This is a genomic window from Hymenobacter sp. ISL-91 (genome assembly GCF_018613725.1).
Lineage (GTDB): Bacteria > Bacteroidota > Bacteroidia > Cytophagales > Hymenobacteraceae > Hymenobacter.
On record NZ_JAGGPS010000009.1, the window covers coordinates 156,106 to 179,665 of the forward strand.

Consider the following 23,560-nt stretch of genomic DNA (forward strand, 5'->3'; position numbering starts at 1 on the left):
AGGAATTTACACACTCACATCGGCCTCCGCCTGCTCCTGAAGTACCTCAGCTTCCTGCTTTCCCAAATACCTATCAATAAGGTAGCGGGCGAGATAAAGCAGAGGAGTGAGCAGGATGGCCGCCGCGAATTTATACCAGTAATTGGTGTTGGCCACTTCCAGCACTTGGTTTAGGCTCCAGTTGCCGAACACATAGAAGGCCACGAACAGCACGACCACCGAATCGACGAGCTGCGAAATGAGCGTAGAGCCGGTGGCCCGCAGCCAGATGTAGCGCCCACCGGCCACGCGCCGGAACCACTGGAACACGCTGGCATCGAGCACCTGCCCGATAATAAAGGCCACCAGCGAGCCGATGATAATGCCCAGGCCCTGCCGGAAAATGCTGTGGTAGGCGAAGTCGATGTTGAACGGCCGGCCCTGCGCGTCGGTGCTGTTTACATCGAGCCAGAACTGGGCCGGCGGCAGTTCGGTAGTAGCCAGAATAACGAGGAAGGCGTACAGAATCAGCCCCACGGTGAGGAAGCTCACGCGCAGCACGCCTTCGCGCCCGAAGTACTCGTTGATGATGTCGGTGGTGATGAACACGACGGGCCAGATGATGACGCCCGCCGTGAGGTTGCCGGGCAGCCCTATCAGCTTATCCACCGAAAAAATCTTCACCCCGATAATCTCAGCCAGCAGCGCATTCACGATAAAAATACCGCTGAGCACTAGGTAAAGCTGCTGTTTTTTGTGGGCGAAAGTTTTGGCGGGCATAAGGAGAGTATGGGAGAGAGGAAGACCAGGAAACGGAGAAAACACCTGTCATGCTGAGCGGAGCGAAGGACCTTCCTACGTTTACACGTATCGTTGTTACGTGGTAAAGTCCTTCGCTCCGCTCAGCATGACAGGTGTTTTCCGCCTCGTCATCTTCACTCCGCCACCGAAAACATGCTGCCCTCTGTGGCCAGGCTGGTCCAGGGAAACTGGGTGCGGGCCTCGGCCAGCAGTGGCTCCAGGTCGCGGTAGCGGCTGCTGAAATGGCCGATAAGCAGCCGCTGGACGTCGGCGCGGCGGGCCAGCAGCCCGGCCTGGCGGGCGGTGCTGTGGTGGGTAACGGCCGCCCGCTCGCGCATATCGTCCAGAAAGGTGGCCTCGTGGTAAAGCAAATCCACACCCTGTACCAGCCCGGCCAGGGTTTCGGTGTAGAGCGTGTCGGAGCAGAACGCGTAGCTGCGGGCGCGCTTAGGCTCGGTGGTAACGGCCGCATTAAGGGCCAACACTTGGCCCGCTTCGTCGCGCACGTCTTCGCCCAGCGTGAGGGCCGTGAGCTGGGCGGGGGTGAGGCCGGTGGGCAGTTGGTCGGCCAGTAGCCGGCGGCGCTTGGGTTTCTCGCGGAACAGGTAGCCGCAGCACGGGATGCGGTGGCGCATGGGCAGCGTGTGCACCGTCAGGTTTTTATCCTCGAAAATAAGCTGGTGCGCGGTGGTGTCGACGGCCGTGAATTCGAGCGGAAAGTTGAGGTGAGTGTGCGAGTGCCGGAACTGGGTGGTGAGAATTTCGTCGAGGCCGGCTGGGCCGAACAGATGCAGCGGCTCGGTGCGGCCGGTCAGGTTCATGGTACCCAACAGCCCAAACAACCCAAAAAAATGGTCGCCGTGCAGGTGGCTGATGAAAATGTTGTGCAGCCGCTGGGGCCGCAGCTTGTACTCGAGCAGCCGCCGCTGAGTGCCCTCGCCGCAGTCGATGAGGTAAGGCGTACCGTTTACGCTCAGTACCTGGGCCGTATGATGACGGTCTAGAAACGGGGTGGCCGAGGCGCTGCCAAGGATTTTCAGCTCAAACTCCATAGGGTGAATGAGGCTACAAGCTATAAGCTGCAAGCTGCAAGCGTTGGTTCTGAGAACGAGTCAGCAGAACGAAGGCTTGCAGCTTGCAGCTTATAGCTTGTAGCCGAAAAATTACTCCTTGCTGGTGAGGTCGCGCTCAATGGCATGCAGGAAGATGCGGTCGATACCTTCTTCTACGGTGGGCAGAATGTGCAGTACCGATTCGAGCTTGCTGATGGTGATGAGCTTCATTACATGGTCCTGCAGGCCGGTCATTACCAATAGGCCGCCGGTCGAGTTGCAGAGGCGGTTGGCAATCAGGATAGAGCTCAGGCCCGACGAATCGGTGTACTTTACGTTGCTCAGGTCCAGAATCAGGTTGTTGATGCCCTCGGCATTAAGCTTGACAAACTCCGACTTCAAATCGGGCGCGACAGTGGTGTCGAGCTTTTTCTCGTCAATCGTGATGATAGTGTAGGTTTCTTTTTTATCGATGGAGTACTTCATACCGCAGGTCGGTTCGGTTATTGGGGAGTAATTGCGAAGGTAGCAAAAAAAGCCGTTGGGTGTAAATCCGGAGTGAGTGCCGAAAAAGCTGGCTTTCGGATTTACTACCGGGTTTTTCCTGGTAGCCCGAAGGTCAACGTGCTCCACGTACTCTGCCAGTCGGCCCCGGTAGCGGCCAACGCGCTTTCCATGCGCACGGTGCTGACCAGGTACTGGCCTGGGCCGGACAAATGTAACAACACCCGACCGTTTTGGTTGCTGCGAAGTTTCTGCAGTAGTGCCCGGGGCTGGGCGCCGCGCCGCCACAGCAGCACCAACTGGCCCGGCACCGGCTGGCCGGCCCGTAGCACGCGCACGGTTAATGCGCCCTCGGGCCCCAAGGTATAGGGGTTTTGCTCGGGCACCAGCTCCAGCGGCAGGCCCACAGGCCGGGCCCAGGCGCGGGCCGTATCAGTGGGGGAGGGTGGGCCGGCCTGCACCAGGGTTTTGGCGCAGCGGCGGTAGGCCTCGCGGCCGGGCGCAGCGGTCTGGCCGCGCTGCTCGCGCAGGGCCAGCACATTATCGAGGCCTTCTTCCCGCAGGTAGGCCGTAAACTTATCGGCTTCCAGGGTGATGGTGGCGTTGTTGGTGGACAGGGCCACGAGGTGGGTGCCGGGCTCCGTGAACGTCACGGTGCTTTGGATGGAATCATCGGGGGCCGCGGCGGCCGGCCGTAAATCGGCGGGCGGCATAGCAGGCGCATAGTGGCGCAGCAGTTCGAGACGACCGTAGCGGCCGGCCCAGGCTTCGCCCGTAAAATTTTCGCCCGTCAGCCGCCGCAGGTGCACGCTGGTGCCCGGGGCCACCACAAACCGAGTCGGCTCCAGCCAAAACTCGTGGGCCAGCGTGGCGGTTGTGGCCGCCAGCAGCAGTAGCAGCGAGGCAGGAAGTAGGCACTTCATAGGGCTTAGCAGGAGAATAAGGGGCCGAAAAATTTCCGCGCCAGCGCGCTACACTGCGACTATGGCCGTCGTAATTTACTCACTACTTACCACTTACCACTCACCACTAAAAGCCGCCGCGCTCCAAGGCCAGCTGGTAGGCGTGGTCGTAGTACACGCGCAGGTTTTTCCAGTCGAACATTTCGGCCGAGCTTTCTACGTTGTTGCGCTGCATGATTCGCTCGCGGCGGTTGAGCTGCACGAACTCCCAGAGCATATCGGTTAGTTCTTCGGCAGCTTCGTCGAAGCTTTTTTCCTGGCGGTGCACCACAAAAATACCCTGCTCGTTGTGGGTGGGCACGTTCTGCAGCACGTAGTCGCCGAAACCCGAGAGGTCGGAGGTGATGGCCGGCACGCCACGGGCCACGCATTCCAGGGGCGTGTAGCCCCAAGGCTCGTAGTAGCTCGGGAATACGCCCAGGTGGCAGCCGCGCACGAATTGCCCGTACTCCATGCCAAACAGGGGCGAGGTAGGCGACACGAAATCGGGATGATACACGATTTTCACCCGGTCGTGCTGGTTGTTGACGAGGTTGGCGCGGCGCAGGAAGTTGAGAATGTCGTCGTTCTGGTCGTCGACGAGGTTGTGGGTGATGACGGGGGGCAGGGCGCTGGTTTTCCAGCTTTGCAGCGTGCGGCGGTAGCGCAGACGCCAGTAGTCGTCTACCATCGTGCTCAGGTCGGGCAGGCGGTTGTCGTCGGAGGCAGCAGCGGCGGCATAAAACAGCCGCTCGCCCACCTGCCGCTCAATAGCCTCGCAGGTTTCGCGCACTTCCTCCAGCACGGCTCGGTTTTGCAGCACTTGCGGGTTGATGCTGGTGAAGGGCCGCTTGGTGATAAAGAACATCACCACCTGGCCTTCCAAGCCGCTTTGCTGCAACCGGTAGTTGAGGCGGGCCAGGGCCTCCAGCGTCAGGTCGAAGCCCTTGTTGTGGTACTCGTAGCGTCCGCTCGTGAACAGGTACAGCGTCTTGTCGAGGTCGAAGGAATAGCTCTGGAAGAAGTGGGCCATCACGAACTCGTGAATTTTGGCCTTGTACTGCTGGTGCAGGTTCTGGAACTCGTGCAGGGCCACAAACCGCTCGATGTTGAGGCCGTTGGGCAGCACGGCATCCGGAATCCGGTCGAGCAGGTAAATACACTCGCGCACCGTCAGCTCGCTTACTGTGGTAAACACGTGCGCTCCGTGGGCGGCGGCGCGCTCCATCGTCACGGCCGCCTCAATGTTGAAGCGCCGGGCCTCCGCCAGCCAGTCCACCTGCATCAGGTGGTCGTAGAAGTTGGGGTCGTTCATGGCCAGGTAGCGGCCCAGTAGCGTGGCGTGGGTGGTAAACACCAGGTGCACCGGCACCTGCTCGCGGCGTAGCGCCGGAATGGCCACGCCCGTCATCCACTCGTGGAAGTGGGCAATCAGCCGTTGGGGCGGCACGGTTTCGGCGGCCAGCAGCTGCAGAAACACCTTGGCCATTTCGCCAAAAGCCGCTACCTGATGCAGCAAGTCATCGGCGGCAGGCATGGGTAGGCCGTGGTGCTCCCAGAGGTCGGCTTTAATGGCATCGAGCCGCGGGTATGCCTGAAAAGGGTCGATGAGCACTACGCGGGGGCGGCCCGTTACGAGCCAGGTGCCCAGCTGCACGCTGTAGCCCAGCGCCCGCATGGCCGCCACGGCCCGGCTAAACGGGTCGTCGGAAAACGCCAGCCTCTCGTCGTCGGGTTCGAACTCGCCCTGGGCCTGCTGCGGAAAGTAGGGCCCCAGCAGGCAGTACTGCCCGCCCCACACCTGCCGCGTGGCCGGCACTTTGCTGCGGATAACGGTGTAAATACCGCCCACCTGGTTGCATACTTCCCAGGCCACCTCCACCAGCAAGGTGTCGGCAACATTGGCAGTAACAGAGGCAGCGGCGGGAACAGACGACGAAGTGGGCATAGACGGCAAAGGGTGGGTTTGGAGCTACAAGCTACAAGTCGGGAGTTAAAAACTCCTGCCCGAACGGCGTAAAAGCGCACTATTTTGCGCCTCGTCGTTGCCAACATTGACTATTTCGCCTGCTTTTTCAACAGTAAGGCGCCGGATAGTGGGCCTTTACGCAGTTTGGGCTAACTCGCATAGCGCAACGCTACGCCGGTTCCTGCGACAGTATCAGAACCGAGTAGGGGGCCAGGCCGAAGGTGCCGTGGAAAGGCTGGTCGTCGTAGATGCCGGCTTCTGCCTCACAATCCACGCTTTCGAAGTTGCCGAACTCGTGGTCGTAGCCTTCCCAATCGGAATTGAAGCGTACATGCCAGCGGCCCGCGCGGGGCAGGCCAATGCGGTAGTCGGTGTGGCTCTGGTCGGCGAAGTTGCACAGCACTACCGTAGTGTCGCCCGGCCCACCCTGGTCGCGGCGGATGAAGGCCAGCACTTTCTGTTCGTCGTTGAGGTGGTGCACTTCGGCGTGCTGCCCCAGCAGGCCGCGGGTGCGCCCCGCCAAGTTGCGGCGCAACGCAATTAGGTCGCGGTAAAGGTGTACCAGGCCGGCATGTTCTTCGGCGCGGGCCCAGTCGAGGGGCTGGTCATCAGAAAACGAGCCGTCGGCCAGCATCGTCTGGCCCTGAAAAATCATTGGAATACCGGGCACCGTGAGCACCAGCGCCGCGCCCAGGGTCGAGCGTTTTTTCGGGAACCAGGAGGCTGCCTCGCCAGGCATAATTTCTTCGGGCACCCGGGCTTTGCCGTTGGCTACTTCGTCGTGGCTTTCGGTGTACACCACCCGTTGGAACGAGTCGCCATTGTAGCGGTGCTCCACTGCCTCGGCCACTGCCGTCATGCTGCGGTCGGCGTCGTCAGGCGTGGTCAGAGCGTCGCGGATGGGGTACACGAAGCGGGCGTCCCACTGGCTCGAAAAGCCCTGGCCATCCTGTTCGGGGGTGCGGGTAATGTATTCATCGCCCAGCAAATCCTCGGCAATCATGATTTTCCAGGGCATCTTCGCCCGCACCTCCTCGTTTATCCAGCGCATCAGGCTCCAGCCGTCGGGCAGGTCGTGGGCCGGGTCGGTGGTGCCGTTTACGTTGCGGATGTGGGCAATAGCGTCGCAGCGCAGCCCGTCGAGTCGGTAGTCTTCGAGCCACATGAGCACATTGTCGCGGATGTAGCGGCGCACGGCTTCGCGGCCGTAATCGGGGCGGTTGTGGCCCCAGGGGGTTTCGGCGCGCCAGTCGTTGTAGAAGTAGATGCCGCCGCCGTCGTTTTCCTGCCAGCCATCAAACTGCCACAAATCCAGGTCGCCGGGTCCGAAATGGTTGTACACCACGTCTAGAATTACGGCAATACCGCGGCGGTGGGCTTGCTTGATGAACTCCTGAAAACCGGCCGGCCCGCCGTAGTCGCCATCAATAGCAAACGGGTGGGCGGGGTTGTAGCCCCAGCTTAGCTTGCCCGGAAAGGCCGCGGCAGGCATAATTTCCACGGCATTAATGCCCAGCTCGCGCAGGTGGTCGAGTTTTTCCACGGCATCGTAAAAGGTGCCGGGCCGCGCGGGGTCGGGGGTGTAAAAGGTGCCGATGTGCAACTCATAAATTACCAGCTCGTTCCAGGCCGGCATCTGAAAAGCGTCATCCTCCCAGTCGAAATGAGGGTCGACTACCACTGAGTTGCCGGCCGAGTGGGTTACCTGGCGGGCGTAGGGGTCGTTTTTGGTTAGCTCGCCGTGGGGCGTAAGCAGGTGGAACTTGTATTCGGTGCCGGGGCCAAGGTCGGCGAAATCGGCCGCCCAGTGGCCATCGGCTTCAGTAATGAGCGGGTGGGTGGTGGCGTTCCAGTCGTTGAAGGGGCCTACCAGCGCAACGGCCGTGGCTGCCGGGGCCCACACCCGGAACGTGGTGCCGCCAGCGTGGGGCCGGGCGCCCATGCGGCCTGCTACAGCCGATGCGGCCGGAGTAGGTGGGGCCGGAGTGGAAAGAGAGTTGGTAGGAGCAGTTACTGGCATAAAAACAGTGAAAAAGCCGCCACCGGAAAGCGGGGCAGCTGGGCCTTCTTTACTGCTGCGGTTGTGGAAAGTTGCTGGCCGGCCCGGCCAGGCATGTAGCTTTGCCGGAAACCCGCGTGCCCCGGCACGGGTTATACGGGCCCTTTACATCTTCAATTTCAATTCCCGACGCTGTGCCCCGACCCAAACCCGTGGTGTTTGGCCTCTACGGCTGGACGCCCGAATACGGCTACTCCTACATTCACCCCGCCAACCGCCGCTCCTTCGAGTGGCTGGAGCCGCTGGGCAAAGTGTTCGAGAAAATCGACGAAACCGACGACTGGATTATCCTGCGCTACGACGAGCAGCAGTTCTATGTCAGCGCCGAGCTGTTCAAGGAGCTTTACCAGAAACCGGCCTTCAGCTTCGGCGACCAGGTGAAAACCAGTGCCCCGCCCGCCCACCAGGGCCTCATTTCTGATGTGTATTTCGATGAGCGCGCCGATACGTTCCAGTTTCAGCTGGTGGAAAAGAAGCGCAAAGTGCAACGCGTGTTTGAGGCGGAAGAGTTGGTGGGGGAGTAGGTAGTCAAAGTGCGGAGGGCGGTGTAGGGGCGGGGCTTGTCCCCGCCCGCCATGCGCGCAATTGCAACGGCAATCGTTCAACGGCGGGCGGGGACAAGTCCCGCCCTACATCGTGCCGACATCCTTACGCCGTACTGTACTTTGTTTCGAACTGAATCCTAAATACCCACCGCAATACCGATTACCACGGCTACCGCGCCTAAGGCCAGCAGCAGCAGGTAGAGCGGGAAGGCAAACTTCCACCACTCATCGAACCGCACCCCGCAGGCGGCCACAATGGCCACCAGCGCGCCGTTGGTGGGCGTTATCAGCTCGCAGAGGCCGGCCCCATACTGGTAGGCCAGCACGGTAACCTGGCGCGAGAGGCCGATGAGGTCGGAGAGGGGCACGAGCAGCGGCATCGTCAGCACGGCCTGGCCGCTGACGGAGGGTACCGGCAGGTGCAGGGCGGTGTGGACGCCCATCATGCCCAGGGCGGCCACCCAGGCGGGTAGCCCGGCCAGCGGCGCCGAGAGGCCGTTGACGATGGTGTCGACTATCTGGCCCTGCTCCAGCACCACGAAAATGGCGCGGGCAAAACCAATCAGCAGTGCCGAAAAGGCAATGTCGCGGAAGCCGGCAATGAAGCCCTCGGCGGTGCCGGTGAGGCCCAGGCCACCGACCAATCCGGCCACCACGCCCATCGTGAAGAACAGGGCCGCCATCTGCTCGAAGTCCCAGCCCAGCTTGAGCACGCCGTAGGCGAAGAACGCGAAGCCGCCCAGCAGCAGGAACAGCACCAGCCCGTGGTTGCGGCCCGCCACCAGCGTGCCGTTGGGGTCGGCCTGCTCGCTGGTTTCGGGCGTTATGCGGTGGCGCTGGGCGTAGCGCACGGTGCCGCCAATCCAGATAACCAAGGCCAGCAGCAGAAACACCAGCCGGAAGCCGCCGCCCGACAGCAGCGGCAGCTGCGCCAGCTTCTGGGCAATACCCACCTGAAACGGGTTGAGCGGACTGAACGCCGCGCCCACCGCCGCCGAGCCGATGCTCACGGCCGCGGCCGTAATCACCGGGTAGCCGATGCGGCGCATGAGAATCAGGAGCACTGGCACCAGCGGCACGATTTCCTCCTGCATATTCTCCAGCGCGCCCATCGTGGCAAACAGCACCGAGATGATGGGAATGACCACCGCCTCGCGCCCCCGAAACTTCTCCAGCAGCCAATCCACGCCCCGGCGCAATGCCCCCGTCAGGTCGACCACGGTGAAGGCCCCGCCGGCCAGGAACACCAGGAAAATCACGGCGGCCGCATCTATCAGGCCTTTCGGAACTGCCACCAGGGCCTGCAGGGGGCTGACGGGTGTGGCCGGCACGCGGTGGTAGGAGCCGGGCACCACTACGTCGCGGCCGGTGGCGGCATCGGGCAGGCGCTCGAACACGCCGGCCGGCAACACATAGCTCAGCGCGCAGGCCAGCAGAATAAAACCCACCAACAATACCAGCGGGTGCGGAAAGCGAATCGTTTTCATGCCGCGAAGGTAAGTAGCGGTGAGGAGGTGAATGAAGGGAGGACGTAAGAAAAACGCCTGTCATCCTGAGCGGAGCGAAGGACCTTCTTCCAGCGGCGCTTTCTATGCAACGATAAGTGCTACCATAAGAAGGTTCTTCGCTCCGCTCAGGATGACAGGCGTTTCACCCCCAACCTCCCGTATCTTTGCCCCGCCATGAAATACGCCGAGTTTAAAGCGCTGAACATGTTTCGCCAGCAGGAGTACCTGGCCGGGCACGGTCGGCTATTGGCCGAGCGGCGCGAAGACAGCTTCCGGCTGCAGCTGTTTGCGGTGGCCGATTTCTACGCCGAGCAATGGTGCGAGTACGACAACGAGCACCTGCTTTTCATTCACCCGTTCCGCCACCCGGCCGGCCTGCGCGACTACCTGCCCGCCATCCGGCTGCCGCTTGATTTGTAGTAAAACCAACTTGCGCAGGGCGGTGTAGGGGCGGGGCTCGTCCCCGCCCGCCGTATGTGCCATTTCCACGATTCCGCTCAACGCTAATCGTTTAACGGCGGGCGGGGACAAGCCCCGCCCCTACACCGCCCTGCGCAAGTTGAGTTAGATAGTATCTGGAGTGCGCTATATTAGGCTATGAAAAGCCCCCGCCTGCTGCCGGTGCTACTGGCCCTGCTCCGGTTTGCTACTGGTTATGGGCTGGCCAGCCGCGCCTACCAACTGCACCGCGACGAGTACCTCTACCTCGACTATGGCCGGCACCTGGCCTGGGGCTACCTCGAAGTGCCGCCCCTCACGGCCCTGCAAAGCTGGGGTACGCTGGCGCTGGGCGGCGGCTGGTTCTGGGTGAAATTCTGGCCTTTGCTTTGGGGCAGCCTCACTATTTACCTGGTGGGGCGGGCCGTGCAGCGGCTGGGCGGTGGGCCCTGGGCGGTGGCGCTGGCCGGCCTGAGCTACCTGCTGGGGGCCTACGCCCGCCTCAACTTCCTGTTCCAGCCCAACTCGTTCGAAGTGCTGGCCTTCACGGCCGTTGGCTACTGCCTGCTGGGCTACGCGCAGCAGCCGGCCCCGCGCTGGCTCTACGGCATCGGGGCCATGCTGGGGCTGGCGCTGCTGAACAAGTATTCGGCCCTGTTCTACATAGTCGCGCTGGTGGTTGCCTTGCTGCTCACGCCATTGCGGCGGGTGCTGGCTACCCGGCATTTCTGGCTGGCGGCGGGGCTGGCGCTGCTGCTGTGGCTGCCCAACCTGGCCTGGCAAATCGGGCACGGGCTGCCGGTGCTGCACCACATGGCGCTGCTGCGTGAAACCCAGCTGGTGCACGTGTCGGCGGCCGGGTTCTGGCAAAGCCAGCTGCTGATGAACGTGCTGAGCTTGTGGGTGTGGGTGCCCGGGCTGCTGGCGCTGCTGTTCAGTCAGTGGCTACGGCCTTACCGCGTACTGGGTCTGATTTACGTGGCCGGCCTGCTGCAACTCACGCTGCTGCACGGCAAAGATTACTATGCCCTGGGCTACTACCCGCTGCTGCTGGCCGCCGGGGCCGCTTGGTGGCAGCAGTGGCTAAGCGGCCGGCCACGGCTGGGCCGCGTGCTGCGACCTGCGCTGCTGGTGCTGCCCCTGGTTCTCAGCATCCGGCTGCTGCCGCTGCTATTCACCATCGAGCCGCCTGCCGCTATGCTGACCCAGCAGGCGCGCTACGAGCAGCTGGGGGCCCTGCGCTGGGAAGACGGCCAGAACCACCCATTGCCCCAGGATTACGCCGATATGCAGGGCTGGCGCGAGCTGGCCGATGACGTGTGGCTGGCCTACCAGCGCCTGCCCCCGGACGCGCAAGGGCATACCTTCATCAAGTGCGACAACTACGGCCAGGCCGGGGCCATCAATTACTACAACCGCCACCGCGCGCTGCCTCCGGCCAACAGCTTCAATGGCTCCTACCTGTTCTGGTTTCCCCCGCGCCCGCCTCGCCTGCGCTACCTGCTGCTGATAGAAGATGACGAGCCGGCCGGACTAGCCGGCCACTGCGAGTCGGTTCGGGAGCTACGCCTCCGGCCCACTCCGCTGGCCCGCGAGCAAAAGCGCCACCTCTACCTCGTTACGGCCCCCGATACAGCGCTGGTCGGCCGCATCTATGCCGAGCGCCGGGCCTCCCTGGCCGAGTGGGGGCAATTTTGAGAAGGATTCCTGCGTCTTTGCCTCTGTTCTGGCGTCAATGCCAACGAAACCGGGATACGTGCCCCGTACCACAGAACTGGTTGGCTTTCCGCGTACTTTAACCGAACTTCACCACTTCCCACTCCAACGTATTCACCATGAAGAAACTGCTGTTTGGGCTCCTGCTGCTCGGCTCCCACGCGGGGCTGGCCCAGGATGCCGCCACTTACCAGACGCCCCCCAAGGCCCTGGCCGATCTGGTAACCGTGGCGCCCACTCCGGGCGTGAGCGTGGATTCCAAGGGCCTGTACATGGTGATACTGGAGCGGGCCGCCAACCCCACCATTGCCGAGCTCTCGCAGCCCGAGTTGCGGCTGGCGGGCGTGCGGCTCAACCCCGCCACCAACGGCCCCAGCCGGGCCCAGTACCTCACCGGCCTCAAGCTGAAAAAGCTGCCCAATGGCACCGAGACGGCCGTAACCGGTCTGCCAGCCGAGGCCCAGCTCAGCTACCTGCAATGGTCGCCCGATGAAACCAAAATCGCCTTCACCAACACCACCGACAGCGGCATCGAGCTGTACGTGGCCGACGTGGCTACGGGCGCGGCCCGGCGTGTGGGCAGCGTGGCCCTGAACGCCGTGCTGGGCACGCCTTACAACTGGCTGCCCGACGGCCAGGGCTTTATTGTGCGCGCTATTCCGACCGGCCGTGGGGCGGCGCCGGCCCCCGGCCGGGTACCCAGCGGGCCCACCGTGCAGCAGAACCTGGGCCGCTCGGGCCAGGCCCCTACCTATCAGGATCTGCTCAAAAACCCGTCCGATGAAAAGCAGTTCAACTACTACGCCACGGCCCAGGTAATACGGCTGGGGCTCGATGGCCAGACCAAAGCCATTGGCCAGCCCGGCATCATCACCGGGGCCCAGGCCTCGCCCGACGGGCGCTTCGTGCTGACGGAAACCGTGCACGCGCCGTTTTCCTACCTCGTGCCGGTGTACCGCTTCCCGCTGCGCACCGAGGTGTTCGGCATGGATGGTACGCTGGTGAAAATGCTGGCCGACACGCCCGCCCAGGAAAACGTACCCTACAGCCCTGACGGTGCCCCCACCGGCCCCCGCGACTACGCCTGGCGCACCGACGTGCCGGCCACCGTGTACTACACCGAAGCCCAGGACAAAGGCGACCCCAAGCAGAAAGCCGACATCCGCGACAAGGTGTTTGCCCTCGATGCGCCGTTTGCGGGCTCGCCCAAGGAAATTTACGCCGCTCAGTACCGTTTTCGGGGTTTCGAGTGGGGCGATGAAAACGTGGCCCTGGCCTCGGAGCGGTGGTGGCAGTCGCGCAAGAGCCTGACCAAAGTGGTGAACCCGCGCACCGGCCAGACCCGCACGCTGTTCGACCGCTCGTACGAGGACCGCTACTCCGACCCCGGCCAGCCCGACACCCGCCGCAACCAGTACGGCCGCGACGTGCTCAACCTGCTGCCTAACGGCGAGCTGCTGATGATTAACGGCACGGGTGCCTCCAGCACCGGCGACCGGCCCTTCGTAAGCGTACTCAACCTGAGCACCGGCCAGAGCAAAGAGCTGTGGCGCTCCCAGGCCCCGCGCTTCGAGCGGCCCGTGGCCGTGCTCGATGCTAAAAAGCGTGTGGTGCTCACCACCCAGGAGCAGCCCAACGAAAACCCGAACTACTACATCCGCAGCCTGACCAAGCGCAGCGCCCCCCAGCGCGTTACCAACTTCCCGCACCCTTATCCGCAGCTCAAAGGCATCCAGAAAGAGCAAATCCGCTACAAGCGCGCCGATGGCGTGGAGCTGACGGCCATGCTGTACCTGCCGGCCGGCTACAAGAAATCCGACGGTCCGCTGCCTACTTTTTTGTGGGCTTATCCGGCCGAATTCAAGAGTGCCGCCGCTGCCGGCCAGGTGAATGGCTCGCCCTACCAGTTCAACCGCATCAGCTACTGGGGCGCGGCCGCTTTTGCCACCATGGGCTACGCCGTGCTCGACAACGCCAGCATCCCGATTGTGGGTGAGGGCAGCAAGGAGCCGAACGATACCTACGTGCAGCAGCTCGTGTCGAGTGCCCAGGCCGCCATTGAGGAGGGCGTGCGCCGCGGCGTGGTCGATGCCAACCGCGTAGGCGTGGGCGGCCACTCCTATGGGGCCTTTATGACGGCCAACCTGCTCTCGTACAGCAAGCTGTTTCGGGCTGGCATTGCCCGGAGCGGGGCCTACAACCGCACGCTCACACCCTTCGGTTTCCAGAACGAGCAGCGAACCTACTGGCAGGCCCCGGAAGTGTACAGCACCATGTCGCCCTTCCAGAATGCCGATAAGATGAAGACCCCGCTGCTGCTCGTGCACGGTGAGGCCGACAACAACACCGGAACCTTCCCCATGCAGTCGGAGCGCTACTACACGGCCCTCAAAAGCTTCGGGGCCAGCACCCGGCTGGTGCTGCTGCCCTACGAAAGCCACGGCTACACGGCCAAAGAGTCGCTGCTGCACATGCTGTGGGAGATGAACAGCTGGCTGGATAAGTTCGTGAAGAACGCCCCCGCCGCCGGCACCGAGAAGTCGGTCGGCCAGGTTGGAGCCGAATCGAAATAGCGCCGCGCAACCCGCAACCCATATCAAAACGGCCTCGCCCACAGTGTGGGTGAGGTCGTTTGGCGTGAGAGTGGTTTGGGACTTCCCGCCTCAGTGGCGGCGTATGGCAAGCGTCTTCTGGTACTGAGGCAAGACAACTGGCTGCGGGATAAATAGTTGTTATGCTGCGGATGGGTATGGGTATGGTAGTGCTGAAGCTGTTTAGAAGCGGCGTTCGTAGCTGATGGCCGGTAGGATGGGGAATAGGCTCAACTGATACAACTGTTTTTGTCCCTTGCTGTAATAGCTTTCGTTTGCGCCCGCGCTGTAATAGATGTAGTACGGATTGTGGCGGCTGTATGCGTTGTAGGCCCCTATCCGCCACACCCGCTCCCCGTACCGGACCGCTTTCGTAAAGGTTGCGCCCAGATCCAGGCGATGATACGCCCGCATTCGGTAGCTGTTTTTGCTTCCATATACTTCCGCCTCGGGGTAGAGGTAGCGGTCTGAGGCGTCTCCGGAAAGGCGGCCGTAGCTCTGGTCGATGATATTGTAGTTTCCCTGTGCCAGCGTGAGGGCATTACCCGTGCCGTACGTCCAGGTCGTAGACAGTGTGATGTGGGGGCGTAACGCGTAGATGAGCACCACCGACCCATCGTGGCGACGGTCGTACTTGTAAGGGTACCACTGCCCTTGATTGAGCTGTTGGAACTGCCGCTCATTACGGGCAAGCGTGTAGCCCACCCAGCCCGTGAGACGGCCGGTTTTGCGCTGCACCAGCACCTCCAAGCCCCGCACCCGGCCCTGGCCGCCGGTTACTACCTTGTCTTCCCAGTTCTGGGAGCTGTTGTAGAAAGTGGCTCCTTCCCGGAACTCAATAAGCTGGCGCAACGACTTTTGAAAGGCTTCAATACTGATTTCCAGCCCCCAGGCGGGCAGTGTGCGGGCCACGCCTACCGCCAGCTGCTGCGCCCGTTGTGGGGCCACGCGCCGGGTAGCGGGCACCCAGAGGTCGGTGGGGAGCCCGGCCCCGTTGTTGGAAAGCAGGTGCAGGTACTGCTGCATGCTGGCGTAGGAAGCCTTGAGGGCCGTGTGCTCGCCAATAAGGTAGGTAGCCAGCAACCGGGGCTGCACGCCGCCAAACGATTGGCCCTGCACCCAATACCAGACGGCCCGCAGGCCCAGGTTGGCGGATAGCCGTGCCGTCAGCCGAATTTCATCCTCACCGTAAAAAGCTACCTCCCGCGCTCCTACGCGCCGCGCCCCAAAAGTGGTATCTGTTGCGGCTGCGCTGCTACGGCTGGTAAAGAAGTTGCTGCCCGGTGTGAAGGCGTGCTGGATGGCGGTGGCTCCGAACCGCACGTGATGAGCCGGCTGTGGGTAATACGCAAAATCGGCTTTAACCAGCAGATTCTGAACGCCGGAAGTGAAGCTGGCCCGGCTGTTCTCGCTCAGCGGGCCGGCCGCCGAGCGGTCTTCCAACCGGAAGGTTTGCCCGTTTTCGTAGTGAAAGCGCGTGGCCGCCAGCGTGGCGTTACCAAACAACCGCGGCGTGAGTTGGCGGTTCCAGCGTAGCGAGGCCAGGGCGTTGCCGTAGCGTAAGTTACTGCCATTCTGATAGCGCAACTCTCCCTGCGGGCCGGCAATGGTCTGGGGTTTCTGCGTTACAAACAGTCGGTCGCCACCCAGGTAGACGGCCGCGAAGAGCTGGTCGCGGGGCGTAAGCTGGTGGCTGACTTTGGCGCTGGCATCATAAAAGGAGTAGCCCACAACGCTGGTGCCGCCGGAGGAACGGGCGCTGGCCAGCCGGGAAAACAAGTCCAGGTTGCCGCGCCGGGCCGAAACGAGGAAGGTGGTTTTGTCATTCTTCAATGGGCCTTCCAGCGAAATATGCGTGGCCAGTACACCCACGCCCGCAGTGCCGCTAAGCTTCTGCTTGTTGCCTTCCTTCAGGCGCACGTCGAGCACCGCGGAAAGCCGGCCGCCGTAGCGCGCCGGGAAGCCGCCTTTCAGTAGGCGCACGTCGCTGATGGCATTGGCATCGAAAACGGAGAGGAAACCGCCGACGTGGCTGACGTAGTAAATGGGCACATCGTCGAGCAGCGTCAGGTTCTGATCGGGGGAGCCGCCGCGCACATACAGCGCCCCGCTGCCCTCACGGCCGGCCTGCACGCCGGGCATCAGCTGGAAGGCCCGCAGCACATCGGATTCGCCCAGCAGCGCCGGCAGCTGCCGCAGTTGCGCCATCGGAATCTGGAGGGTGCTCATTTCCACCCGTCGCTCCAGCGGCGCATCCGCCGCCCCGCTCACCCGCACCTCGCCTAGCTCATTGCTCGTGGCCAAGGCAAAGCTGCATGCCACCGTCTGCCGGCCGGCTAAAACGGTGGTCGTGCGTTGGTAGCCCAGGTAGCTGGCCGTCAGGCGCACCGAATCCCGGGCCGGTAAGGTGAGCGAGTAAAAACCCGCGGCGTTAGTGGTCGTGCCGACTTGGCCCCCGGCGATGTACACAGCGGCTCCCAGTAGCTTTTCGCCCGTACTGGCATCTTGCACCGTTCCGCTGAATGTAACGCGGGTTTCAAGGCGTTGGCCTTTGGCCGTTACGGCACCCGCCAGTAGCAGCAAGCAAATCAAGAAGCCGGACGACATGGAATAGATAATGCGGTTGATTAGCTGCATATCAGCGGGCGGGTAGTTGCTTGATTTCCTGGGCATGGCTCACAACCACTCCGTAACCTTGCGTTACATTGGAGTACATCCGGGTCGGGTCGCCGAGAAACAGTAGTTGGTTGAGCCCGCCGCCCAGCCCCTTGGTACCTTGGTTGTAGAAGTGTCGGGTCCAGCTTTTGCGGTACTGATAATAGGCCCGGCTGACAGACCGAAGCACCACGTACACCTCGCCCGATACCCGTGGGGGCACCGGCTGCCCATTGATGATGCCTCCTCCAATTCGACCGAATGGTGAGAAAGAGGCGCGCAGCTCGAACGGCTGCCCATTAAACAGCTTATCGGAAAAGACCAATGAGGCCGGTTCGAATTCCGCATCGCCCTCGGCGGCCAGCGCAGCATTTCCCCGCGTATCCAACAAGAAATTCTGGCTCTGGAGCGGCGGCTGGCCTGGCCTCCGGCTCTGTGATTGGAAGGCTGTGATTTCGTAGAAATTGGCAACCTGGCCGGGGTCATCAAAAAGCAAAACGATGGTGCCCAGCAGCTCGTTGTTACGATCGGTGCCGGTAGGGTAGGAGTGCCACGCCTCCCGGATAGGCACGGCGGCCGGCATCGTGTCTGTGGCGCTGGCGGTTGGGTAGCCATCAACCTCGGCCCGCAGCGTGTAGGGCCGCCCGCTGACGGGTTTGCTGGCACTGGCATACAGCCCCCGGCCCTGGTTGCGCAGCAACTCCGCCCCACCGCCGGGGGCGAGCAGGTAGACGTTGGCCGTAGACAGGAGTCGCGAAGACGAATCGACTATGCTGGCAACCCGACTTACCTGTACCCGAAACACACTGTCGGGCGTGAGAATGGAATTCACTACCAGCACTTTCGGCGGGGTAGGCAAATCAACGCTGATTGGGTCGATGCAGCTGGCTAAAACAAGGGATACACCAGCTAAAGCCGATAGGTGAAACGGTCTGAACACGGTCAGCATAATAGCGGGTAAGAATTGCCCAGCCAAACGACGGATTAACTGTAATCGTATATGTACCCGCCGCCGGTTTCAGCCCCAAAGGGCCGGCATATCGGGAGCAACCCAACAGTCACCCACAAGCAAAGCCCCATCGGAGCGACACCAACAGTTCAACAACTGGTGTCGCCCCAATGGGGCCCTAACTTTTATTCTCTTGGTGTTACTGATACGCCGTCCCGACGGGGTTGGCAACTGCTACCGCTGCCCCCCGAACTGCCGGCCGAAGAAGTCGCCGGGGTTCCAGCGGGGGCGCTCGGGGTTCTGGGCCACCAGGTAGCCGACCAGGAAGTTGAGCTGTACGTAGGTGCGGCCGGCTTCAAAATCAAACGTACCGCTCATATCGTCCTGGGGTTTGTGGTAGGTGAGGGCGCGCCATTGCTTTACCTGCTCGCTGAGGTTGTTGCGGCCGTCGGGCGTGCGGTTGCCGTACTTGAGGTGCAGCGCCGGGATGCCCTGGGCCACGAAACTGTACTGGTCGGAGCGGATAAAGCGGTTCTGCTCGGGCTCGGGGTCGTCTTCAATAGTCAGCTTGAGGTAGGCCGCTGCCTGCGCTACCGGCCCGGCCAGCGTGGAGTGCTGGGCCCCCAGCGGCACCACCGACAGCAGCGGCGCAATCAGCGTCGGCATATCGGTGTTCACGTTGGCTACGAGGCTGGCAGCGGGCACGGTGGGGCGGGCCGCGAAGTAGGCCGAGCCCAGCAGGCCCAGCTCTTCGCCGGTTTGCAGTACCAGCAGAATGCTACGGGCCGGCTTCTGCTTGAGGCGCGAATAGATGCCGGCAATTTCAAGCACCGAGGCCACCCCCGTCGCGTTGTCGTGGGCGCCGTTGTAGATGGAGTCGCCGCGCACCGGCGCGCCCACGCCCAGGTGGTCGAGGTGAGCCGAATGCACCACGTATTCGTCGCGCAGCTTAGCATCAGAGCCCGTGATTTTGCCCACCACGTTGTAGGAGTCGAAATCCTGGTAAGCCGACTCCCAGCGGGCCGAAAGCGTGCCGGGCAGCGCCAACGGCGCGGGCTGACTGGCGCGCAGCCGCGGCATAATCTGGGCCGTATCAGAGGCAGCAGCGCGCAGCAGGGTTTGTAGTCCGGCGGCCGAGAGCGTGCCGGTAAAGGCCACCCCGGCGGGCCCGCTCACGAAGCCGCGGGCGGCGGCCACTTTGCCATCGGCCCCCAGCACGCTGGTGCTCGAAGCCAGCCGGGCCGGGTTGCCCGAAGCGGGCCGCAGTGTGGCAAACAGCACGCCCACCGCGCCGTGGGCCGCCGCCGTGCGTACGAGCTGGGTCTGGTCCTGGCTGGCGGCGGCCACGGTGCTCGGGAAAGCGGGTGGGGCGCCGCGCAGTACTACTACCACTTTGCCGCGGGCATCGAGCCCCTGGTAGTCATCGTAGTTTTCGGCGGGGGCCGAGATGCCGTAGCCCGCAAACACCAAGCCGGTGGCGGGCAGTTGCGCCACGGGCTGCTCGGGGTGGGGCAGCAGGCTGATGGCATCGAGCGGCAGCCCGGGCGCGTTGCCGGCGGGCTGGTAGCTGGCGCTGGCCCCCGGCTGCACCGTGGCCCGGCGCAGGCGCACCCGCTGCGTGAAGGCGCCATTTTCGCCGGCCGGTTCCACGCCCCGCGCTTTCAGTTGGGCTACCACATACTCGACAGCCAGCTGGTAGCCGGGCGTGCCGGGCTTGCGGCCCAGCAGCCGGTCGTCGGCCAGGTAGGCTGCGTGGGCCCGCATGGCGTCGGGCCGCACCTGGGCCAGGGCACGGCGCACCGGCTTGGGCAGGCTTAGCGCGGCAGGAGAGGAAGGTTGGGCGGCGGCCCCCAGAACGGGCAACAGCAGGGTAGGCAGCAGGAGCAGGGCGGGGAATTTCATCAGGCGAACATACGCCGAAAAGTTCTTGCTGACTCCGCAAAGGCCAGTTCAGACCTACGCCCGCACCATGTGGATATGCGGAATATCGTCCTCCAGATACCCTGCGCCCACTTGCCGGAAACCGAAGCTCTCGTAGAACTCCTGCAAATACAACTGGGCCCCAATCTGGATGGGTTGCGGGCCGAATAACTGCCCGACGCCTGCAATGGACTCGTGCAGCAGCTCGCGGCCCAGCCCGGTGCGGCGGTAGCGGGGGCTGCTCACCACCCGCCCGATGCTGGCCTCGGGGAAGGCCACGCCGGGCCCGAATAGCCGGGCGTAGGCCGCCAACTCGTCGTTGGGCGCGTGGCCCAGCAGGTGCCAGGCCGTTTGGTCGAGCCCGTCGATGTCCTGAAACGGGCAGGTTTGCTCGACCACGAACACTTCGGAGCGCAGCTGCAGCAGCGCGTACAGCTCAGTGGTGGTCAGGTCGGCGAAGGGTTTGAGAGTCCAGGTAAGGGGCATGGGGCAAAGGTAGTAGCCGGGGGCGGTTGTCAGTGCAGAACGAGATTCTTCGACCCTGGCTCCATGCGCCACATGCTCTGAATGACGTTCCACACTGACAAACGGCAACTATCCACCGAACCCGACGCTTCATCCGCTTCATCCGACGCTTCGGTAACGGCGAGTTTCAGCGGCCCCGGCGGCGGCGCACTTTTGGGCATCCCTTCACTGCCCCGCCATGAAACGCCTCCTGCTGCTTCCGTTGCTACTACTGACCTTCTCCAGCTTCGCCCAAACCACCCTGCGCGGTACCGTGCGCGACGCCGGCGGCCAGGCATTGCCGGGCGTAAACGTATTCGTGCGCGGCACTTTCGATGGGGCCAGCACCGACTTGCTGGGCCGGTTTCGGTTTGAAACCACGGCCCCGGCGGGCGCCTACGTGGTGCAGGCCAGTCTGCTGGGCTTCATTACCAGCGAAAAAACGCTGACCCTGCCTGCCCCAGCTGCGCCGCTGAGTTTCGTGCTGAAAGGCGAGCCGCACGCGCTGGGTTCGGTGGTAATTACGGCCGGGGCCTTCGAGGCCAGCGACGAGCACCGCAGCGCCGCCCTCAACACCCGCGACATTCAGACCACGGCCGGAGCACTGGCCGATGTGGCGGCGGCTTTCAACACGCTGCCGGGCACCACGCGGGTAGGAGAGGACGGCCTGCTGTTCGTGCGGGGCGGAGCGGCTTCGGAAACCAAGGTGTACCTCGATGGCCTGCTGGTGCAGAATCCGTTTAATGCTACCGTGGCCGCGGTGCCGGCCCGGGGGCGGTTTTCGCCCAGCCTGTTTAAGGGTACGGTGTTCAGCACGGGCGGCTACTCGGCGCTGTACGGGCAGGCGCTGTCGGGGGTGTTGCTGCTAAATTCGACCGACCTCGCGCCCGAAACCCAGACCGGGCTGTCGGCTACCTCCGTGTTTCTGGGGGCCTCGCGCACCAAGCGTTGGGAGCGGACTTCGCTGGCCCTGAGCGCCGACTACACCAACCTGACGCCCTACGCCAAACTGCTTCCCCAGAACGTGCGCTGGGACCAGGCCCCGCGCGGGCTGGCCTCGTCGGCGAGCCTGCAGCACCGCACCGGCCAGGCCGGCATGCTGAAAGTGTATGGCACGCTCACGGGCCAGCAGCTGCAGATTGGGCAGCCCAGCCCCGAGCCGGCCGGCACGCAAACCGTGGGGCTGCGCGGAGCCAACGCCTACCTCAACGCCACGTTTCGGGGGCCGTTGCGCCGGGGCTGGAGCCTGCAGAGCGGCCTGGCCCTGAGCCGCGACGACCAGCGCCTGCGCCCCGACTCGGTGCGGCTGCGCACGCTGGAGCAGGCGCTGCTGGGCCGGCTGGTACTCATCAACGACTCGGTGCATGCCCGCTTCAACCTGAAAATAGGGGCCGAAGGGCTGGTGCAGCAGGTGAGCCAGACGGTGCAGCCCAACGCCGCCAGCCCGCTTACCTACCGGCCGGAATTTGGCGAGCAGCGCCTGGCGGGCTTCGTGGAAAGCGACTTTCAGCTGAGCGACCGGCTGGCGGGCCGGGTAGGGGGCCGCACCGAGTATTCGGGGCTGCTGGGCGCCTGGAACGCCGCGCCCCGGCTGGCCCTGGCCTACCAGACCACCGCCAGCAGCTCGCTCTCGGCCGCTTATGGCCACTTCTACCAAACGCCCGACAACGGCCTGCTGCTGGTGGCCGCGCCCCGGCTACGCTTCGAGCGGGCCCGGCACGCGGTGCTTACCTACCAGTACACCCACAACGGCCGGCTGCTGCAACTCGAAGGCTACCACAAAACCTACGGCCGGCTCGTGCGCTTCGACGACCGGCAACCTCGCAACCCCCAGGCCTACGACAACGGCGGCGCCGGCTACGCCCGCGGCCTCGACTTGCTCTGGCGCGACCGGAAGAGCCTGAAAAACCTGGAGTACTACGTCAGCTACGGCTTCCTGGACACCAAGCGGCAGTTTCGGCAGGACCCGGTGCTGGCCGTGCCCACCTTCGCGGCCCGCCACAACGTGTCGGTGGTGACGAAGTACTGGCTGCCCGCGCTGCATACGCTGGTTGGGGCCACCTACAGCTACGGCAGCCCCCGCCGCTACCACGACCTCAACCAGCCCGAAGCCGGCTACAACCAGGGCCGCCTGCCCGCCTTCCAGGAGCTGAGCCTGAACGCCAGCTACCTCACCAAGCTGTTCGGGCAGTTTACCATCGTGCATCTGGCCCTCAACAACGTGCTGGGCCAGCCCAACGTGTTTGGCTACCGCTACGCCCAGCGCCCCGATGCCGCCACCGGCCAGCACAACCGCGTGGCCATTACGCCCACCGCCCCGCGCATGGTGTTTCTGGGCGTGTTTGTCAGCATCAACAAGCAAAACCCCGCCAGCGTGAACGAGCGGCCGGAATGAGTTGCTAGTTGTCAGTTGCTAGTTGTCAGGAAACCGGGTCATGCTGAGCGGAGCCGAAGCAGCTCTACCGCAGCGGTAATCCTGTCGAATACAACGAAGCAATAGAGACGCTTCGACTCCGCTCAGCATGACCCGGTTTCCTGACAACTAGCAACTGACAACTAGCAACTGACAACTGAATCCCACGCTTCATCCGGCTTATCCGACGCTTCGGTAACGGAAAGTTTTGGCGGCGGCGGCTGGGCGCCACCTTTGAAACAGCAAAACCAGCCAGTGCTTACCTCTCAACCTCTTACGCCCTTATTACCCATGAAAAAGCCTCTGCTCACCCTCGCCCTCGTTGCCGCTTCCCTGGCCTCTTTCGCTCAGAAACCCGTCCCTGCTGCTCCTGCGCTGGCCGCCGCGCCGGCCGATGCCTACACCACCCTGATGACGGCCGCCGTTGCGGAGCTGATGAGCACCGGCGACCCGGCCGCCCTTAAAGCCAGCGCCGCCAAAATGGAGCGCGCCGCCGCCGTAAAACCCCAGGACTGGCTACCGCGCTACTACCAGGCCTACGCCCTGCTCATCCACACGTTCCAGAGCAAGGAAGACGGCGACGCGAAAGACCAAACCCTCGACCAGGCCGAGGCGGCCCTGGCCCAGGCCCGCAAGCTGGCCGGAGCCGACGAATCGGAGCTACTGGTGCTACAGGCGTACATCCATCAGGCGCGGCTGAGCATTTCGCCCATGCTGCGCTCCATGAAGTATTCGGGCCTGGTGAACGAAGCCGTTGAAAAGGCCATCCAACTCAATCCTGCCAATCCCCGGGCGTATCTGGTGCAGGGCAACAACCTGTACTACACGCCCGCCATGTTCGGGGGCGGGGCCGAGGTGGCCAAACCTGTTTTCCTGAAGGCTAAAGCGCACTACGCGACGTTTAAACCGGCCTCCCGGCTGGCACCCAACTGGGGCGAGCGGCAGGTGAACGGCCGGCTGAAAGCCTACGAAACGGCCGCCGTGAAATAGGCCGGCGGGCAGGAGTAGGGGCTTTC

General features: G+C 63.4%; 17 protein-coding genes. 6 read left to right on the forward strand and 11 right to left on the reverse strand.

The annotated features are described in order from the left end of the window. Window positions 1-6 precede the first annotated feature (6 nt). The 6 genes from J7E24_RS05280 to J7E24_RS05305 all read right to left on the reverse strand — a co-directional run bounded on the left by J7E24_RS05280 (window position 7) and on the right by J7E24_RS05305 (window position 7,266). On the reverse strand, window positions 7-759 hold the full coding sequence (locus J7E24_RS05280; protein ID WP_215135865.1) for a queuosine precursor transporter: 753 nt from the start codon (window positions 757-759) through the stop codon (window positions 7-9). A 155-nt stretch (window positions 760-914) separates the two neighbouring features. Next, a complete protein-coding gene (locus J7E24_RS05285; protein WP_215135867.1) occupies window positions 915-1,832 on the reverse strand; it encodes a ribonuclease Z in 918 nt (305 codons plus the stop codon). Window positions 1,833-1,943: 111 nt separating this feature from the next. Further along, on the reverse strand, window positions 1,944-2,318 hold the full coding sequence (locus J7E24_RS05290) for an STAS domain-containing protein (protein WP_019947928.1): 375 nt from the start codon (window positions 2,316-2,318) through the stop codon (window positions 1,944-1,946). 104 nt (window positions 2,319-2,422) lie between these two features. Continuing rightward, the gene (locus J7E24_RS05295; protein WP_215135869.1) at window positions 2,423-3,259 is read right to left on the reverse strand and encodes a DUF4198 domain-containing protein; all 837 of its coding nucleotides are present in this window, start codon (window positions 3,257-3,259) and stop codon (window positions 2,423-2,425) included. A 106-nt stretch (window positions 3,260-3,365) separates the two neighbouring features. Next, the gene (locus J7E24_RS05300; RefSeq protein WP_215135871.1) at window positions 3,366-5,225 is read right to left on the reverse strand and encodes a glycosyltransferase; all 1,860 of its coding nucleotides are present in this window, start codon (window positions 5,223-5,225) and stop codon (window positions 3,366-3,368) included. Between the two features lie 190 nt (window positions 5,226-5,415). Then, on the reverse strand, window positions 5,416-7,266 hold the full coding sequence (locus tag J7E24_RS05305) for an alpha-amylase family glycosyl hydrolase (protein ID WP_251047028.1): 1,851 nt from the start codon (window positions 7,264-7,266) through the stop codon (window positions 5,416-5,418). A 173-nt stretch (window positions 7,267-7,439) separates the two neighbouring features. On the opposite strand from J7E24_RS05305, the gene J7E24_RS05310 reads away from it, so the two are divergent. Continuing rightward, window positions 7,440-7,829 (forward strand): DUF6960 family protein, encoded by a 390-nt coding sequence (locus tag J7E24_RS05310; protein ID WP_215135873.1) that lies wholly within the window; start codon window positions 7,440-7,442, stop codon window positions 7,827-7,829. Window positions 7,830-7,987: 158 nt separating this feature from the next. On the opposite strand, the gene J7E24_RS05315 is transcribed toward J7E24_RS05310, so the two are convergent. Beyond that, window positions 7,988-9,337: a YfcC family protein gene (locus tag J7E24_RS05315; RefSeq protein WP_215135874.1), complete on the reverse strand. Its 1,350-nt coding sequence runs from the start codon at window positions 9,335-9,337 to the stop codon at window positions 7,988-7,990. A 195-nt stretch (window positions 9,338-9,532) separates the two neighbouring features. Here J7E24_RS05315 and J7E24_RS05320 point away from each other — a divergent pair, with 195 nt between their 5' ends. The 3 genes from J7E24_RS05320 to J7E24_RS05330 all read left to right on the forward strand — a co-directional run bounded on the left by J7E24_RS05320 (window position 9,533) and on the right by J7E24_RS05330 (window position 14,085). After that, window positions 9,533-9,778, forward strand: coding sequence for a hypothetical protein (locus J7E24_RS05320; RefSeq protein WP_215135876.1), 246 nt, complete (start codon window positions 9,533-9,535; stop codon window positions 9,776-9,778). A 177-nt stretch (window positions 9,779-9,955) separates the two neighbouring features. Continuing rightward, window positions 9,956-11,494, forward strand: a complete 1,539-nt coding sequence (locus J7E24_RS05325; protein WP_215135878.1) for a glycosyltransferase family 39 protein — start codon at window positions 9,956-9,958, stop codon at window positions 11,492-11,494. A 137-nt stretch (window positions 11,495-11,631) separates the two neighbouring features. Further along, window positions 11,632-14,085: a S9 family peptidase gene (locus J7E24_RS05330; RefSeq protein ID WP_215135880.1), complete on the forward strand. Its 2,454-nt coding sequence runs from the start codon at window positions 11,632-11,634 to the stop codon at window positions 14,083-14,085. Between the two features lie 201 nt (window positions 14,086-14,286). On the opposite strand, the gene J7E24_RS05335 is transcribed toward J7E24_RS05330, so the two are convergent. From J7E24_RS05335 to J7E24_RS05350, 4 genes are all read right to left on the reverse strand, one after another. Next, the gene (locus J7E24_RS05335) at window positions 14,287-16,740 is read right to left on the reverse strand and encodes a TonB-dependent receptor (protein WP_215135882.1); all 2,454 of its coding nucleotides are present in this window, start codon (window positions 16,738-16,740) and stop codon (window positions 14,287-14,289) included. Between the two features lies 1 nt (window position 16,741). Beyond that, window positions 16,742-17,707: a DUF4249 domain-containing protein gene (locus tag J7E24_RS05340; RefSeq protein WP_262898859.1), complete on the reverse strand. Its 966-nt coding sequence runs from the start codon at window positions 17,705-17,707 to the stop codon at window positions 16,742-16,744. A 234-nt stretch (window positions 17,708-17,941) separates the two neighbouring features. Next, the gene (locus J7E24_RS05345; RefSeq protein WP_215135886.1) at window positions 17,942-19,609 is read right to left on the reverse strand and encodes a M28 family peptidase; all 1,668 of its coding nucleotides are present in this window, start codon (window positions 19,607-19,609) and stop codon (window positions 17,942-17,944) included. Window positions 19,610-19,663: 54 nt separating this feature from the next. Then, a complete protein-coding gene (locus J7E24_RS05350) occupies window positions 19,664-20,113 on the reverse strand; it encodes a GNAT family N-acetyltransferase (RefSeq protein WP_215135888.1) in 450 nt (149 codons plus the stop codon). Between the two features lie 217 nt (window positions 20,114-20,330). Here J7E24_RS05350 and J7E24_RS05355 point away from each other — a divergent pair, with 217 nt between their 5' ends. Both J7E24_RS05355 and J7E24_RS05360 read left to right on the forward strand, forming a co-directional pair. Beyond that, on the forward strand, window positions 20,331-22,526 hold the full coding sequence (locus J7E24_RS05355; RefSeq protein WP_215135890.1) for a TonB-dependent receptor: 2,196 nt from the start codon (window positions 20,331-20,333) through the stop codon (window positions 22,524-22,526). 309 nt (window positions 22,527-22,835) lie between these two features. Continuing rightward, on the forward strand, window positions 22,836-23,534 hold the full coding sequence (locus J7E24_RS05360) for a hypothetical protein (protein WP_215135892.1): 699 nt from the start codon (window positions 22,836-22,838) through the stop codon (window positions 23,532-23,534). The last annotated feature ends 26 nt before the right edge of the window (window positions 23,535-23,560 follow it).